The organism is Gilliamella mensalis, assembly GCF_900103085.1.
In the GTDB taxonomy this organism is placed as follows: Bacteria; Pseudomonadota; Gammaproteobacteria; order Enterobacterales; family Orbaceae; genus Gilliamella; species Gilliamella mensalis.
The window spans coordinates 26098-41692 of sequence record NZ_FMWR01000010.1 but is presented as its reverse complement, the minus strand read 5'-3'; the positions used below and the strand labels follow the sequence as shown (position 1 = coordinate 41692).

Annotated in this window: 16 protein-coding genes; 6 read left to right on the top strand and 10 right to left on the bottom strand. The window is 38.5% G+C overall.

What is annotated here, in order from left to right:
* Positions 1-26 precede the first annotated feature (26 nt).
* Genes flgG through flgJ form a run of 4 tightly spaced genes read left to right on the top strand, consistent with a single transcriptional unit; the run spans position 27 to position 3689 of the window.
* Complete coding sequence (gene flgG, locus BQ5209_RS05590; RefSeq protein ID WP_085247564.1) at positions 27-809, top strand: flagellar basal-body rod protein FlgG; 783 nt, start codon at positions 27-29, stop codon at positions 807-809.
* A gap of 10 nt (positions 810-819) precedes the next feature.
* Entirely contained in the window at positions 820-1521 is a 702-nt protein-coding gene (locus BQ5209_RS05585) for a flagellar basal body L-ring protein FlgH (protein WP_085247563.1), read from the top strand.
* Positions 1522-1535: 14 nt separating this feature from the next.
* Positions 1536-2642 (top strand): flagellar basal body P-ring protein FlgI, encoded by a 1107-nt coding sequence (locus tag BQ5209_RS05580; protein ID WP_370737828.1) that lies wholly within the window; start codon positions 1536-1538, stop codon positions 2640-2642.
* Positions 2643-2654: 12 nt separating this feature from the next.
* Positions 2655-3689, top strand: coding sequence for a flagellar assembly peptidoglycan hydrolase FlgJ (gene flgJ / locus BQ5209_RS05575; protein WP_085247561.1), 1035 nt, complete (start codon positions 2655-2657; stop codon positions 3687-3689).
* Positions 3690-4049: 360 nt separating this feature from the next.
* On the opposite strand, the gene BQ5209_RS05570 is transcribed toward flgJ, so the two are convergent.
* From BQ5209_RS05570 to tyrA, 10 genes are all read right to left on the bottom strand, one after another.
* The gene (locus BQ5209_RS05570; RefSeq protein WP_085247560.1) at positions 4050-4475 is read right to left on the bottom strand and encodes a F0F1 ATP synthase subunit epsilon; all 426 of its coding nucleotides are present in this window, start codon (positions 4473-4475) and stop codon (positions 4050-4052) included.
* Between the two features lie 42 nt (positions 4476-4517).
* Complete coding sequence (atpD, locus tag BQ5209_RS05565; protein ID WP_065635973.1) at positions 4518-5900, bottom strand: F0F1 ATP synthase subunit beta; 1383 nt, start codon at positions 5898-5900, stop codon at positions 4518-4520.
* A 47-nt stretch (positions 5901-5947) separates the two neighbouring features.
* Positions 5948-6817 (bottom strand): F0F1 ATP synthase subunit gamma, encoded by an 870-nt coding sequence (gene atpG / locus BQ5209_RS05560; RefSeq protein WP_085247559.1) that lies wholly within the window; start codon positions 6815-6817, stop codon positions 5948-5950.
* Positions 6818-6831: 14 nt separating this feature from the next.
* The gene (atpA, locus tag BQ5209_RS05555; protein WP_085247558.1) at positions 6832-8373 is read right to left on the bottom strand and encodes a F0F1 ATP synthase subunit alpha; all 1542 of its coding nucleotides are present in this window, start codon (positions 8371-8373) and stop codon (positions 6832-6834) included.
* 11 nt (positions 8374-8384) lie between these two features.
* Positions 8385-8918 carry a F0F1 ATP synthase subunit delta gene (gene atpH, locus BQ5209_RS05550; RefSeq protein ID WP_085247557.1) on the bottom strand — a complete coding sequence of 178 codons (534 nt, stop codon included), beginning with the start codon at positions 8916-8918 and terminating at the stop codon, positions 8385-8387.
* A 13-nt stretch (positions 8919-8931) separates the two neighbouring features.
* Complete coding sequence (atpF, locus tag BQ5209_RS05545; protein WP_085247556.1) at positions 8932-9402, bottom strand: F0F1 ATP synthase subunit B; 471 nt, start codon at positions 9400-9402, stop codon at positions 8932-8934.
* Positions 9403-9426: 24 nt separating this feature from the next.
* A complete protein-coding gene (gene atpE / locus BQ5209_RS05540; RefSeq protein WP_034901511.1) occupies positions 9427-9657 on the bottom strand; it encodes a F0F1 ATP synthase subunit C in 231 nt (76 codons plus the stop codon).
* Positions 9658-9693: 36 nt separating this feature from the next.
* Positions 9694-10476, bottom strand: a complete 783-nt coding sequence (gene atpB, locus BQ5209_RS05535) for a F0F1 ATP synthase subunit A (protein WP_085247555.1) — start codon at positions 10474-10476, stop codon at positions 9694-9696.
* Between the two features lie 256 nt (positions 10477-10732).
* Positions 10733-12064, bottom strand: a complete 1332-nt coding sequence (gene glmM, locus BQ5209_RS05530) for a phosphoglucosamine mutase (protein ID WP_085247554.1) — start codon at positions 12062-12064, stop codon at positions 10733-10735.
* Positions 12065-12151: 87 nt separating this feature from the next.
* Positions 12152-13273 carry a bifunctional chorismate mutase/prephenate dehydrogenase gene (gene tyrA, locus BQ5209_RS05525; RefSeq protein WP_085247553.1) on the bottom strand — a complete coding sequence of 374 codons (1122 nt, stop codon included), beginning with the start codon at positions 13271-13273 and terminating at the stop codon, positions 12152-12154.
* Between the two features lie 116 nt (positions 13274-13389).
* Here tyrA and xthA point away from each other — a divergent pair, with 116 nt between their 5' ends.
* A complete protein-coding gene (xthA, locus tag BQ5209_RS05520; RefSeq protein WP_085247552.1) occupies positions 13390-14196 on the top strand; it encodes an exodeoxyribonuclease III in 807 nt (268 codons plus the stop codon).
* Between the two features lie 35 nt (positions 14197-14231).
* The gene (gene xseA / locus BQ5209_RS05515; protein ID WP_085247551.1) at positions 14232-15566 is read left to right on the top strand and encodes an exodeoxyribonuclease VII large subunit; all 1335 of its coding nucleotides are present in this window, start codon (positions 14232-14234) and stop codon (positions 15564-15566) included.
* Positions 15567-15595 lie beyond the last annotated feature (29 nt).

The window sequence follows — 15595 nt, the reverse complement described above, 5'->3', positions numbered from 1 at the left end:
TATCAATATATTAAGTAGGAATAACTATGATTAAATCATTATGGATTGCCAAAACGGGCTTAACGGCGCAACAAATGAACATGGATATTATTTCAAATAATTTAGCGAATGTGAGTACCAGTGGGTTTAAAAGACAAAGAGCTGTATTTGAAGATTTATTGTATCAAACAGTTCGCCAACCCGGCGCGCAGTCTTCTGAGCAAACCACATTACCGTCAGGTTTACAGATTGGTACCGGCGTTCGTCCGGTTGCGACAGAACGTATTCATAGCCAAGGCAATTTAGAGGCAACAGATAACAGTAGTGATATTGCTATTAACGGACAAGGTTTTTTCCAAGTTTTATTGCCTGATGGCACACAAGCTTATACTCGTAGTGGAGCTTTTCAAGTTAATCAAAATGGGCAATTGGTGACTGCGGCGGGATATGAAATTCAACCAGCCATTACTATTCCATCCAACGCAATCAAAATGACTGTCGCGCGTGATGGTGTAGTGAATGTGACATTAGCGAATCAATCAACACAAGTTCAAGTTGGTCAACTTACTTTACATACTTTCATTAATGATGCGGGTCTTGAAAGCGTGGGCGAAAACCTTTATTTAGAAACCGAAAGTTCAGGTTCTCCGACCGAAAATACCCCCGGATTAAATGGTGCAGGATTGCTATATCAAGGTTATACCGAAACGTCTAATGTCAATGTTGCTGAAGAGCTGGTAAATATGATTCAAGTACAACGTGCTTACGAAATTAATAGCAAGGCGATTTCAACATCCGATCAAATGCTACAACGTTTAAATCAGCTTTAACATTAACAATATGATAAGTCTATTGAGATATTTTTATATTCCAATTGCCTTCTTTTTGTTTAGTTGCTTATTTAGTTGCGCACAATTACCTAAGCAAGCTTTAGTTGAAGGCAAAACGAGCATTGTTCCGCAAATGCCCGCCATTGTAAATACTAGTGGCTCTATTTATCAAGCCGCTCAGCCAAGCAGTTTTGGGTATCAACCCATGTTTGAAGATCGCCGTCCGCGTAATATTGGTGATGTATTGACCATTGTTTTACAGGAAAACGTCAGTGCCAGCAAAAGCTCATCTGTGAATGCAGGGCGTAATGGCTCGGTTAATTTAGGTATAAAAAAGTTGCCTACGTTTCTCGATGGATTAGTTGGCAGAGGCAAAGCTGAAACGGATATTGCTGGTGGCAATGATTTTAAAGGTGCCGGTGGCGCTAATGCTAAAAATACGTTTAGTGGTACTATCACCGTCACCGTTCAAGATGTCATGATTAATGGTAATTTAAAGGTGATCGGTGAAAAACAGATTGCGATTAATCAAGGCACCGAATTTATCCGCTTTTCTGGCGTGGTAAACCCTAGAACAATAAGCGGTAATAACACCGTTATTTCAACACAGGTTGCTGATGCTCGTATTGAATATGTCGGTAATGGATATATTGACGAAGCACAAACAATGGGTTGGTTACAACGCCTATTTTTAAATCTTTCACCATTTTAATGAGCCTGATTATGATAAGAAAATTGCGCCTCTTTTTTGGCTTTATCTTTATGATGATATTGTTCATACCTCATGGACATGCTGAACGTATTCGTGATTTAGTGACCATTGAAGGTGTAAGAGACAATGCTTTAGTTGGTTATGGTATTGTTGTTGGACTTGATGGCACAGGCGATCAAACCTCGCAAACACCTTTTACTATTCAAAGTATTACCAACATGTTATCTCAGCTAGGTATTACTGTACCGTCAGGCAGTAATATGCAATTAAAAAATGTTGCCGCGGTCATGGTAACTGCCAAATTACCTTCTTATTCGCGTGTTGGGCAACAACTTGATGTGGTTGTGTCTTCGCTTGGTAATGCAAAAAGCTTGCGTGGTGGCACATTGATCATGACACCATTAAAAGGGGTCGATAATCAAGTGTATGCTATTGCTCAAGGCAATCTTTTTGTAGGAGGAGCGGGAGCAAGCAGTAAAGGAAGTAGTGTTAGTGTTAATCAAACAGCAGGAGCCACCATTCCAAATGGCGCAACGATTGAACGTCAGTTAGCCACTCGTTTAGATGAACAAGACATTATCCATTTGCATCTTAACCAATTTGACTTTACTCGAGCTTTAAAAATATCGGAAGCAATTAATAAATTACAAAAAAATAGTGCAGTTGCCTTAGATGGCACAACAGTTTCTCTAAAAATGCCAAAAGAAAGCCACGCACGTGTACAATTTTTATCTAAAATACAAAATTTAGAAATAGGTCGCACGCCAATTTCTGCCAAAGTTGTTATCAATACGCGAACAGGCGTTGTTGTGATGAATCAAAAAGTGCAGCTAGATAATTGTGCTGTAGCGCATGGTAATTTATCTATTGTGGTGAATAATAAATTAAAAGTCAGTCAACCCAATACACCATTAGCCGGTGGTACAACAGTGGTAACACCTGATACACAAGTAAGTATTGAGCAAGAAGGTGGGGCATTACATAATTTAGCCGCAGGCGCTGACTTAAAACGTGTTATTAAATCACTGAACTTGTTAGGTGCAAACCCGACCGAATTAATGTCGATTCTTGAGGCACTAAAATCAGCGGGTTGTTTACATGCTACGCTTGAAACTATTTAAAGAATATTGCTTATGAATACTAAAATTGGTCAATCATTCAACCGTTTTGCCTATGATTTATCGGGTCTTAACCAGCTAAAGCGTAGTGCAATAAATGGTTCATCTGAAGGTATTAAACAAGTTGCTAAGCAATTTGAATCATTATTTATTAATATGATGATGCAATCAATGCGTAAAGCTGTACCTGAAAGTGGTTTATTTGGTCAGTCTGCTTCACAGTTATTTACTTCAATGTTCGATCAACAAATTGCACAGCAGGCAGCGGGTAAAGGGTTTGGATTAGCCCAGATGCTCACCAAACAGTTAACTAACAAGGTTTCACCATCAATTAATATTAACTCACAAGCTAATTCATCACAGGCTAATTCAAATAAAACTGAGCAAAATCTTCATTTAGCTCAGTCTTTATTTAGTAGTGCACCCTCTAATTTATCGCCTCAAGCATGGGGGCAAATGCTTTACCAAAGTCATAAAGCAAATCAAACCAATCCAACTAATCAATTATCTTTAAATACACCAATAAAAGAGGGTAAAGATGATCATATCGTTAAATTTATAAAAGATTGGTTAGAGCCAGCTAAGCAGGCAGCTAAACATTCAGGTATTCCTTATGAAGTGATTATTGCACAAGCTGCATTAGAAACAGGCTGGGGACAAAAGCAGATCAAAACCACCAATAATCAAGTAAGCCACAATTATTTTGGTATCAAAGCCAACGCGTCATGGCAAGGGGATTCTACTCGCTTAATCACACAAGAATTGGTTAATAATAAAATGACTAAAATTGAGGATAATTTTAGAGTCTATAATAGTAAACAACAGGCGTTAACCGACTATCTTAATTTATTAACCAAAACTCCACGTTATCGTGCTGTTGTTAACGCACCAGATGCCAGAACAGCTGCCAAAGAATTACAAGCTGCACATTATGCAACTGATCCAAATTATAGTGATAAACTTATACAGATCATCAATCGTATCGAACAAATTACCCAAAATAATCAATCAACAATGGTATCAGGATTTAGGAAAATTGCGTTCAATTGAGAATAAAAGTAAAACGATAGAATCGTTACCTTTTTCCGCATAATGTGCCACTGTAAATACCGTTCGTCAGTGTTGTAATTTTAGTCCAATTAGGCAGTGTTTTTCGCATAAATGGCTTATTTGGGCATGCTATTGTCCATATTGGTGTGGCGTTAACCCTGAGTGAAAGGCTGCCAAATTCCTATACCGAAAGTATATGGTTAAATAAAATAGATTTAATTTTATAAAAAAGTTTTTGTGAAAACTTATAAATTCTTTAGAAGTCTAATTTAAATATTTAATAACTAATTGAACTGAGGAAAAGATTACAACACGATTGCATTGTAACCTTCAATATATGGGAAAACTTCAAAAAGCAACTTATTGACCGATACGACGCGTTAATTCTATAACACGAATTTTCGCTAAAGCTTTTGATAGCTCGGCAGAGGCTTGAGCAAATGACATATCATCGCTTGGGTGATTAATATGTTCTTGCGCTTGTCTTACTGCTTCTTGTGCTCTTGCTTCATCTAGATCTTCGCCACGGATAGCGGTATCCGCTAAGATGGTTACGATGTTAGGTTGAACTTCCAATATGCCACCAGATAGGTAGATGAACTCTTCTTTACCATCCGCTTTCACAATGCCAACCATACCGGGTTTTATGGTTGTCAGTAAAGGGGTATGACCAGGGTAAATCCCAAGCTCACCTTCTTTACCTGTGATTCTGATTCGCTGAACATCACCTGAAAACAGGTGAGATTCAGCACTAACAACTTCTAATTGATAGGAAGTTAGTGCCATAATACGATCTCCATTAAATACGATCTTCGTTCAATGAATCTCTTAGAGAGATTTTGCCTTCTCAATCGCTTCATCGATTGAACCAACCATATAGAATGCTTGTTCAGGAATGTGGTCATAATCACCGTTCATGATTCCTTTAAATGCGCTGATCGTGTCTTTCAAAGGTACATATTTTCCTGGTGAGCCAGTGAATACTTCTGCAACAAAGAATGGTTGAGATAAGAAGCGTTGAATTTTACGAGCACGAGCAACGATCAATTTATCATCTTCTGATAACTCATCCATACCAAGAATGGCAATAATATCTTTCAATTCTTGATAACGTTGTAAAATTGACTGAACGCCACGGGCACAATCATAGTGCTCTTGACCAACAACTAAAGGATCTAATTGACGGCTAGTAGAATCTAATGGATCCACGGCCGGATAGATACCTAAAGAAGCAATTTGTCGACTTAATACGATTGTTGCATCTAAGTGAGCAAAGGTTGTTGCTGGTGATGGGTCAGTCAAGTCATCTGCTGGTACGTATACGGCTTGGATTGACGTTATCGAACCCGTTTTAGTAGATGTGATACGTTCTTGTAGTAAGCCCATTTCTTCGGCTAATGTTGGTTGATAACCTACCGCCGATGGCATACGACCTAATAGTGCAGATACTTCAGTACCAGCTAAGGTATAACGGTAAATATTATCGATAAATAATAAAACGTCTTTACCTTCATCACGGAATTTTTCAGCCATGGTTAAACCCGTTAACGCAACACGTAAACGGTTTCCAGGTGGCTCATTCATCTGACCATAAACTAACGATACTTTATCAAGTACGTTTGATTCTTTCATTTCGTGGTAAAAGTCATTACCTTCACGAGTACGTTCACCCACACCAGTAAACACAGAGTAGCCTGAGTGTTCGATAGCGATATTACGGATTAACTCCATCATGTTAACGGTTTTACCGACACCCGCACCACCGAATAGCCCCACTTTACCACCTTTAGCAAATGGACAAATTAAGTCGATAACTTTAATACCGGTTTCAAGCAATTCAGTTGAGTTTGCGAGTTCTTCATAGGTTGGCGCTGCACGGTGAATAGCCCAACGCTCTTCTTCACCAATTGGACCTGCTTTATCAACAGGATCGCCAAGCACGTTCATAATACGACCAAGTGTTTTAGTCCCCACTGGTACTTCAATGCCGTGACCTGTATTTACAACTTTAAGTCCACGTCTTAAGCCATCAGATGATCCCATTGCGATACAACAAACAACGCCACCACCTAATTGTTGCTGAACTTCCAGAACTAATTTTTCAGTGCCAGTTTCCACTTCTAATGCATCATATACCTTTGGTACTGCATCTTCTGGGAATTCGACATCAACCACCGCACCGATGATCTGGACAATCTTTCCAGTAGCCATTTTTAATCCTCTACGTCTTTTTCTTAACTATAAGCCAATATTTAGCACTAACCTGAAACAGCGGCTGCACCGGATACAATATCAATCAATTCATTAGTGATAGCACCTTGACGTGCTTTGTTATACACAATTTGTAATTCATTAATTAGGTTTGCACCGTTATCTGTTGCCGCTTTCATGGCCACCATTCTTGCTGCTTGTTCACTCGCTAAATTATCAACCACTGCTTGATAGACTTGTGATTCAATATAGCGACGTAAAATCACGTCTAATAGTGATTTAGCATCAGGCTCATAAATATAATCCCATGATGAAGCTTTGAGTTCTTTATCTTCTGATGGCGGTAAAGGTAATAATTGCTGAATTGTTGGCTTTTGCGACATGGTATTAATAAATTTATTCGTCACAATATATAATTTATCAATTTTACCATTGTCATATGCCTCAAGCATTGTTTTTACCGGACCAATTAAATCGGATAAATTGGGTTCATCCCCTAAGTTAGTCACTTGAGTTAAGATGTTTGCTTTTATTGATGAGAAAAACGAAACACCACGAGAACCAACTAAAGCAACATCAGCTTCAACACCTTTTTCCTGCCATGCTGACATGTCAGCAATGACAGTTTTAAAAAGATTGATATTTAAACCACCACATAAACCACGATCGGTTGAAATAATAAGGTAGCCAACTCGCTTTACATCTCTTTCTTCTAAATAAGGATGTTTGGCGCCTATCTGAGCTAACGCTAAATGTCCAATTACTTCGCGGATCATTTCAGCATAAGGTCGACTAGCTGCCATTCTATCTTGCGTTTTACGCATTTTAGAATTGGCAACCATTTCCATTGCTTTTGTGATCTTTTGCGTACTTTGGATACTGGCAATTTTTGTTCTAATCTCTTTTGCATTAGCCATTTGTTACCTCACCCTTACCAAGTTTGAGTTGATTTAAAGCTTTCAAGTAATGCTTTTAGCTTACTTTCAATCTCATCATTGTAATTACCCGTCTCGTCGATTAATTTGACAAAATCGGCATATTGACTATGGGCATAAGCAAGTAGTGCTGTTTCAAATGATAATACTTTAGCCAGTTCTACATCTTCAAGATAACCACGTTCAGCAGCGTAAAGCACAATTGATTGTTCAGCAACAGTCATTGGAGAGTATTGCTTTTGCTTTAACAATTCGGTTACTTTTTCACCGTGGCTTAATTGGTTTCTTGTTGCTTCATCTAAATCTGATGCAAACTGAGAGAACGCGGCTAACTCACGATACTGCGCCAGTGCGGTACGAATACCACCTGATAATTTTTTCATGATCTTCGTTTGCGCAGCACCACCCACACGTGAAACCGAAATACCTGGGTTAACCGCAGGGCGGATACCTGAGTTAAATAGGCTCGTTTCAAGGAATATCTGACCATCAGTAATCGAAATTACGTTAGTTGGTACGAACGCCGAAACATCACCTGCTTGAGTTTCAATAATTGGTAACGCTGTTAATGAACCTGTTTTGCCTTTAACTTCGCCTTTTGTGTACTGTTCAACATAAGCTTCGTTCACGCGCGCTGCACGTTCAAGTAAACGAGAGTGAAGATAAAATACATCACCTGGGTAAGCTTCACGTCCAGGTGGACGACGAAGTAGTAATGAAATTTGACGATAAGCAACGGCTTGTTTAGATAAATCATCATAAACAATTAATGCATCTTGACCACGATCGCGGAAGTATTCACCCATTGCACAACCAGCATAAGGAGCTAAGTATTGTAACGCAGCTGATTCAGACGCTGATGCTACAACGACAATTGTGTTTTTAAGTGCACCATGATCTTCCAGTTTACGCACAACATTAGCAATAGTTGATTGTTTTTGACCAATGGCAACATAAATACATTTTACCCCTGAGTCGCGTTGGTTGATGATGGCATCGACAGCAAGCGCTGTTTTACCTGTTTGACGGTCACCAATGATAAGCTCACGTTGACCTCGTCCAATTGGAATCATTGAGTCAACGGCTTTATAACCGGTTTGTAATGCTTGGTCAACGGATTTACGATCGATAACACCTGGAGCAACAACTTCGACAGGTGAAAAGCCATCATGTTGAAGTGAGCCTTTACCGTCAATTGGTTCGCCTAGCGTGTTAATTACGCGACCTAATAAACCTTCACCAACTGGTACTTGTAAAATACGACCAGTACATTGTACTTTCATACCTTCGGACAAGTCTTCGTATGGCCCCATGACTACCGCACCGACAGAGTCTCTTTCAAGGTTTAATGCCATTGCATATCGGTTGCCAGGTAATGCAATCATCTCACCTTGCATTACATCAGTTAATCCGTGGATTCGAAGAATACCATCACTTACAGATATGATAGTTCCTTCATTGTGAGCATCACTCACAATATTGAACTGAGCTATCCGCTCTTTAATTAGTTCACTTATTTCAGTTGAATTTAGCTGCATTATCAGTCCCCTTAAGACTGTAGAGCGTCATTTAAACGATTTAAACGCCCTCTGATACTACTATCAATAACCATATCGCCCGTACGAATAATAAAACCAGAAATGAGCGATTTATCTATATGACATTTTAGTTTTACTTTTCGTGATAAACGTTTTTCGACAGCGACAGAAATTTTATTAAGTTGTTCATTAGTTAGCTCACTGGCAGAAATAACATCTACATCTGCTTGTGCTTCTCTATCTAAACAATATTGTTCAAACAAGGTTAATACTTCAGGAAGAAGTGATAACCGCTTGTTTTCAGCCATAATCTTAATAAAGTTAGTGCTAAACTCATCTAATACATCTTTACAGATGTTGATGAGTAAATTAGCCACCGAATCGGTTTTCATGTCTGATGTTAAAACACTTCTTATTTGAGCATCTTTACTCACTTCAGATGTTAACACTAACATGTTATGCCATGATTCGATGCTATTTCTTTCTACTGCAAAATCGAAAGCGGCTTTAGCATAAGGGCGAGCAATTGTAATTAAGTCAGCCATTGCTCTATTCTCCTTATAGTTCAGCTACGAGTTTATCAATGATGTCGCTATTTGCGGCTTCATTAACAGAACGTTGAATAATTTTTTCTGCACCAGCAATAGCAAGTGTAGCAACTTGTTGTTTGAGCTCTTCTTTAACTCGTTTGCGCTCGGCCTCTACTTCGGCAAGCCCTTGCGCAACAATTCGTTCTTTTTCGCGAGAAGCTTCTTGTTTTGCTTCTTCAAGAATGGCTGCTTTACGTTTGTTGGCTTGCTCAATAATTGCATTAGCCTCAACCTTAGCCTGTTGCATTATGTCAGATGTATTTGCTTTGGCTAATTCCAAATCTTTTTTTGCTGTTTCTGCTGAAGCAAGTCCTTCGGCGATCTCTTTTTGGCGTTTTTCAATTGCGCCAATAACAGGAGGCCAAACAAACTTCATACAGAACCAAACAAACAATACAAATGTAATTGCTTGGCCGAGGAGAGTTGCGTTCATATTCATGACACGATTCCTCTTAAATTTTTATTAACCTGCGACAGCAAAAATAACATAAAGTGCAATACCCACACAGATCATTGGGATCGCATCAACTAGGCCCATAACGATAAAGAATTGAGTACGTAGCATAGGCATCAATTCTGGTTGACGAGCAGCACCTTCTAAAAATTTGCCACCTAATAAACCAATACCAACTGCACCACCAATTGCAGCTAATCCCATCATGATGCCTGCGGCTACAAATAACATACTATCCATTATATACTCCAGTTTATTATCAAAAAAATATTAAAATTAATGATCTTCCGTTGCCGACGCCATAGCTAAATAGACGATCGTCAACACCATAAAAATAAAAGCTTGTAACGTAATTATTAAAATATGGAAAATGGCCCATGGTAATGATAATACCCACTGTGACCACCAAGGTAATAATGCAGCAATTAGGATGAAGATAAGTTCACCTGCGTACATATTTCCAAAAAGTCGAAGTCCTAAAGAAACAGGTTTAGCTAATAGGCTAACTAATTCAAGTACTAAGTTGATAGGCGCAAATGCCCAGTGATTAAATGGATGTAAGGTATATTCTTTGATAAAACCTGAAATCCCTTTGTACTTAATTGAATAAATGATAATAAGTGCAAACACACCTAAAGACATTGACATGGTAATGCTAACATCTGCAGTTGGCACTACTCTTAAATGTGATAGACCCAAATATTGACCGGCATAAGGGAGAAAATCAACCGGGATAAGATCCATTAAGTTCATCAAGAAAACCCAAATAAATACCGTTAATGCTAACGGTGCAATGAGTTTATTTTGACCGGTAAACATGTCTTTAACGGTATTGTTGACAAACTCAAAGATCATTTCTACTGCACATTGTAGTTTACTTGGTACGCCACTGGTTGCTTTTCGGGCAACACGATGAAAAATCCACAAAAAGATAATACCAAGTAGAATCGAAAAGAACAACGAGTCAAGATTAAAGGTCCAAAAACCTGAACCTACTTGCAAGTTCTCAAGATGGTGCTTGATATAAGCTTGTGGTGAAGCTGGAGAGGAAACTGACATATAACCCTCTTAACCTATTTCTAAAAAATAAAAATATTGCTCATGTTTTCATTTGAAAGATATAAGCAATCGCTGTAATAATCCGAAGTTGCTATTTTAAACCTAATTGCCTATATTAAGTCAACCTTTGATTAACAAAATTAAGAATTTAGACACTTTTTACTAATTTTGCGTAAATTAATACAACTTTGTGCATTATTTTAAATCGAATTTAGCTCAATTTATGGCTGAACTAATGGCGTAAATGAGGTTATTTCTAAGCTTTAACTGCAATTGCGATAGTTTCGGCTAAGTTTTGCACTTCATGTTCATTGCTTCCCTCTACCATGACACGAATTAGCGGTTCGGTTCCTGATTTACGAATCAAAACACGTCCATGATGACCAAGTTGTTTTTCTGCTTGCGCAATAGCCGATTTTACCTCAGCGCTATTGAGTGGATCGTGTTCACCGGCAAATCGAACATTAATTAATACTTGTGGCAACATTGTCATGCCACTGCATAAATCAGCTAATGACATATCATTACGTACCATTGCGGCGAGTACTTGTAAGCCAGCAACAATACCATCACCGGTGGTAGTTTTGTCTAATAATAACACGTGTCCTGAATTTTCAGCGCCTAAGCGCCAATTTTTCTCGACTAATTTTTCCAATACATAACGATCGCCGACCTTGGCACGGACAAAAGGAATACCAAGCTTTTTAAGTGCTATCTCAAGCCCCATATTGCTCATTAATGTGCCGACTACGCCGCCTTTTAGTTGACCTTGTCTTAATGCTTCACGTGCAATGATATAGATAATTAAATCACCATCAATTTTACGGCCTTCATGATCAACCATGATGATGCGATCGCCATCGCCATCTAATGCAAAACCTAGATTGGCTTTTTCGTCAATTACACATTTGGCTAGTGCTTTTACATCAGTTGCGCCACAATTTTCATTAATATTAACGCCATTAGGTTCACATCCCATTTTTATTACTTGTGCTCCAAGTTCTCGTAATACTTTAGGGGCGATGTGGTAAGTTGCACCATTAGCACAATCGACAACAATTTTTAAACCAGCCAAACTTAAATCATGATCGAATGTGCTTTTACAAAATTCGATATAACGACCGGCAGCATCGGTAATACGGCTTGCTCGACCAAGTTGTTTGGACTCTACGCAATCGATCTCTTTTTCAAGTTCGGCTTCGATTTCTAGTTCGATTGTATCATCAAGCTTTTTCCCTTCGGTCGAAAAGAATTTAATGCCATTATCATAAAAAGGGTTGTGTGAGGCAGAAATAACTACACCGGCATCGGCCCGGAAAGTACGGGTTAAATAGGCAATTGCAGGGGTTGGCATGGGGCCTGTAAAAGCAGCTGCAACGCCGGCTGAAGCAAATCCTGCTTCGAGTGCTGATTCAAGCATATAGCCTGAAATGCGAGTATCTTTACCGATTAATACTTTTTTCACGCCATCTTTGGCAAGCACACGACCTGCTGCCCAGCCTAATTTGAGCGCAAAATCTGGTGTGATAGGATACTCCCCAACTTTACCGCGAATCCCATCGGTACCAAAATATTTTCGATTAGACATTTTATTTCCCCACACTAAATTATTTTTGATAAACGCATATTTTTATTTGTAAAAAACTTTCAGGAAAGTATACCGCTTAGTATAAAGTTACTCTCGATTATCATTGGCAAATTTTAATAATACTTGGCTCTCTTTAATAAAGCGCTCTGCGTAAGAGCCAAACCAAGTGGTTACTTCATTAAAATTTTTGATAAATTTTGCTTTGTCTCGCTGTTCAATTAATTTAACCATTTGTCCAAAGCGTTCGTAATAGCGTTTAATTAATTCGATATTATCATCTGATGCCATGATGATATCGGCATAAAGCTCAGGATCTTGAGCAAACAAGCGCCCAACCATCATCAGTTCGAGACGATAAATAGGCGAGGAGAGCGCAATTAATTGTTCTAAATCAGCCTGTTCACGTTGCAAATTAACGCCATATGAAAAAGAAGTAAAATGGCGCAGAGCTTGGATGAATGACATGCATTTGTCATGTTCTTTGGCATCAATTGCGCATAAATTAGCGCCCCATATACGCATTTGCTCAATTAGCCATTGATATTTTGTTTGATCGCGTCCATCACAATAAACAATGATTTGTTTCGCTAAATTAGGGACGTCGGGACCAAACATTGGGTGTAACCCGACTACTGGACCTTGATGTTTATCAAGCATGGCTTGGAGTGGCTTGACTTTTATGGATGTGAAATCTGTTAAAATACAATCTTTAGGTAATGGTGGTAATTGTTTGATGATTTCGCAAGTTTTGTTTATTGGCACTGTCACAATCACAGCCGCTGCATCGGCAACCACCTCGGCTGCTTGATGCAGCGTTTTGGAACCCAATGTTTTGACCTGATAGCCAGATAAGGTAAATAATCGAGTAAATAACCGACCCATTTGTCCATTACCACCAACGATGACTATCGAGCCTTGACCGTGATAAATTTTTTTAAAGCCTTTATCATTTTCGCTAATATAAGATTCACGCATTAAACGACGTAAAATATCCTCAATCAAAGCGGGCGATAAGCCTGCTGTTTCAGCCTCTTGTCGTCTTTTTGCTAGCATATCTGCTTCACGTTTAGGATCATAAATCGGAATACCGTGTTTGCTCTTTACTTCGCCGACTTCGGCAACTAATGCTAATCGCTTGGTAATTAAAGATAAAATAGATTTATCAACTTCATCGATTTTATCGCGCAAGGCAAGTAATTCCGTAGACATATTTGGTGATTCCTTTTATCACAAATGATAACTGTTTCTGTAATAGCTTAACAGTATAACGTATTTTTGGTAGGATTGGACAACTGCAACACTAAATCTAACGCAATAAAATAATTATGAAAGTTATCTCGTTTAATATTAATAGCCTTCGCGCGCGCATTCATCAGTTAGCCGCAATTATTGACACTCACCAACCAGACATTATTGGTTTACAAGAAACTAAAGTTCATAACGATCAATTTCCCGTTGAGGAATTAGCTCAGTTTGGTTATCACTTACATTACCACGGACAAAAAAGCCACTATGGAGTGGCGTTATTAACCAAACAAAAGCCTTTATCAGTACAATGTGGCTTTCCAACCGATAGTGATGATGCGCAATGTCGTTTGATCATAGCTGAGTTACCAACTAGTCAAGGCAAGTTAACAGTAATTAATGGTTATTTTCCTCAAGGTGAAAGTTTACATCATGAAATTAAATACCCAGCTAAACGTAAATTTTATCAGGATTTAGTAACCTATATTAATCAGCAGCAATTAAGTAGTCAGTTATCTTTAATTATGGGGGATATGAATATTTGCCCAACTGATTTAGATATTGGCATTTCACAAGAGAGCCGTAAACGTTGGCTACGCACGGGTAAATGTTCATTTTTGCCCGAGGAACGTGAATGGATGAACAGGGTAATGTCACTTGGTTTTATTGATACTTATCGCAATGTTCACCCAACAGAGCTTGAGTATTCTTGGTTTGACTATCGTTCAAAAGGTTTTGATACGCATACCGGGTTACGAATCGATTTAATATTAGCTAGCCAAAAAATGCTGGCGCATTGCAAGCAAACGGGTATTGATTATGATATTCGTGCAATGGAAAAGCCATCTGATCATGCGCCAATTTGGGCTCAATTTGATATAGTATAAACTTGTATAGTTATAATTGTAATAAGGATAATCGCATGCAAAACAGTTCGATTTTATCGGTCAAAGATCTTAATCAAATGGTTAAAGAGCTGCTTTGTGATGCTATCGGTCAGATTTGGTTAATGGGTGAAATTTCAAACTTTTCACGCCCTTCATCTGGTCATTGGTATTTTTCATTAAAAGATGATAGTGCACAAGTACGCTGTGCTATGTTTCGCAATAGTAATTTTCGTGCTGGTTTTACGCCACAAAATGGGCAGCAGGTTTTAGTTAGAGCAACTGTTACACTGTATGAGGCACGTGGTGAATATCAACTGGTTATTGATAAAATTCAACCCGCAGGTGCGGGACTATTGCAGCAAAAATTTGAACTGTTAAAACAAAAACTGTCTGACGAAGGGTTATTTGATCCTATTTATAAACAGCCATTACCTGAAAACATTCGTACAGTAGGGATTATTACTTCCTCAACGGGTGCTGCACTGCATGATATTTGCCAAATATTAAAACGCCGTGATCCGAGTTTGCATTTGATTATCTACCCAACGCAAGTACAAGGCAGTGAAGCTGCGGGGCAAATTGCTAAAATGATTCAAATTGCTAATCTTCGTCAAGAGTGTGATGTATTAATTGTTGGGCGTGGCGGTGGCTCGCTTGAAGATTTATGGTCATTTAATGAAGAGGTGGTAGCAAGGGCTATTTTTGCTAGTCAATTACCCATCGTCAGTGCGGTTGGGCATGAAATTGATTTTACCATTGCCGATTTTGTGGCTGATGTCAGAGCAGCAACACCATCTGCTGCGGCAGAATTAGTAAGTCACGATAATTTGGATCAAATAAAACGTATTGAAGCAAAACAACAGCATTTATCTATGGCTATGGATTATTATTTAATACAGTGCCGAGAAAAACTCAATAAATGGCATCATCACTTGCAGACCCAACATCCACAAACAAAACTAGAAAAACAATTGAATCAACTTTTAATTTATCGCCATTTATTATATGACAATATTCAGCAATATTTACTCAAGCAGTCAAATCGTCATAATTTTCTAGATAAACGGCTATTACGCGTATCGCCACAAAATAACATGACTTATTTAAGGCAAGAGGTTCGACAAAAACAGCAACAGATCATTAATTTAATTGAACAGAAGTTAACAAAGTCACAGCATCAATTTGTGTTACAAACTTCGCAACTGCATAGTGTCAGCCCGCTGGCTACACTTGAACGAGGCTACTGTGTTACCACAAACCAAAACAATACAGTGGTTCGTCGCTGTGAGCAGGTGACTGTTGGGGAATTTATCGTTACAAAATTAAAAAGAGGCAAACTGGTTAGTCAAATTACAGAAATAAAAAAATAACGCACTATTTAGTTCTAAAATCGAGCAAG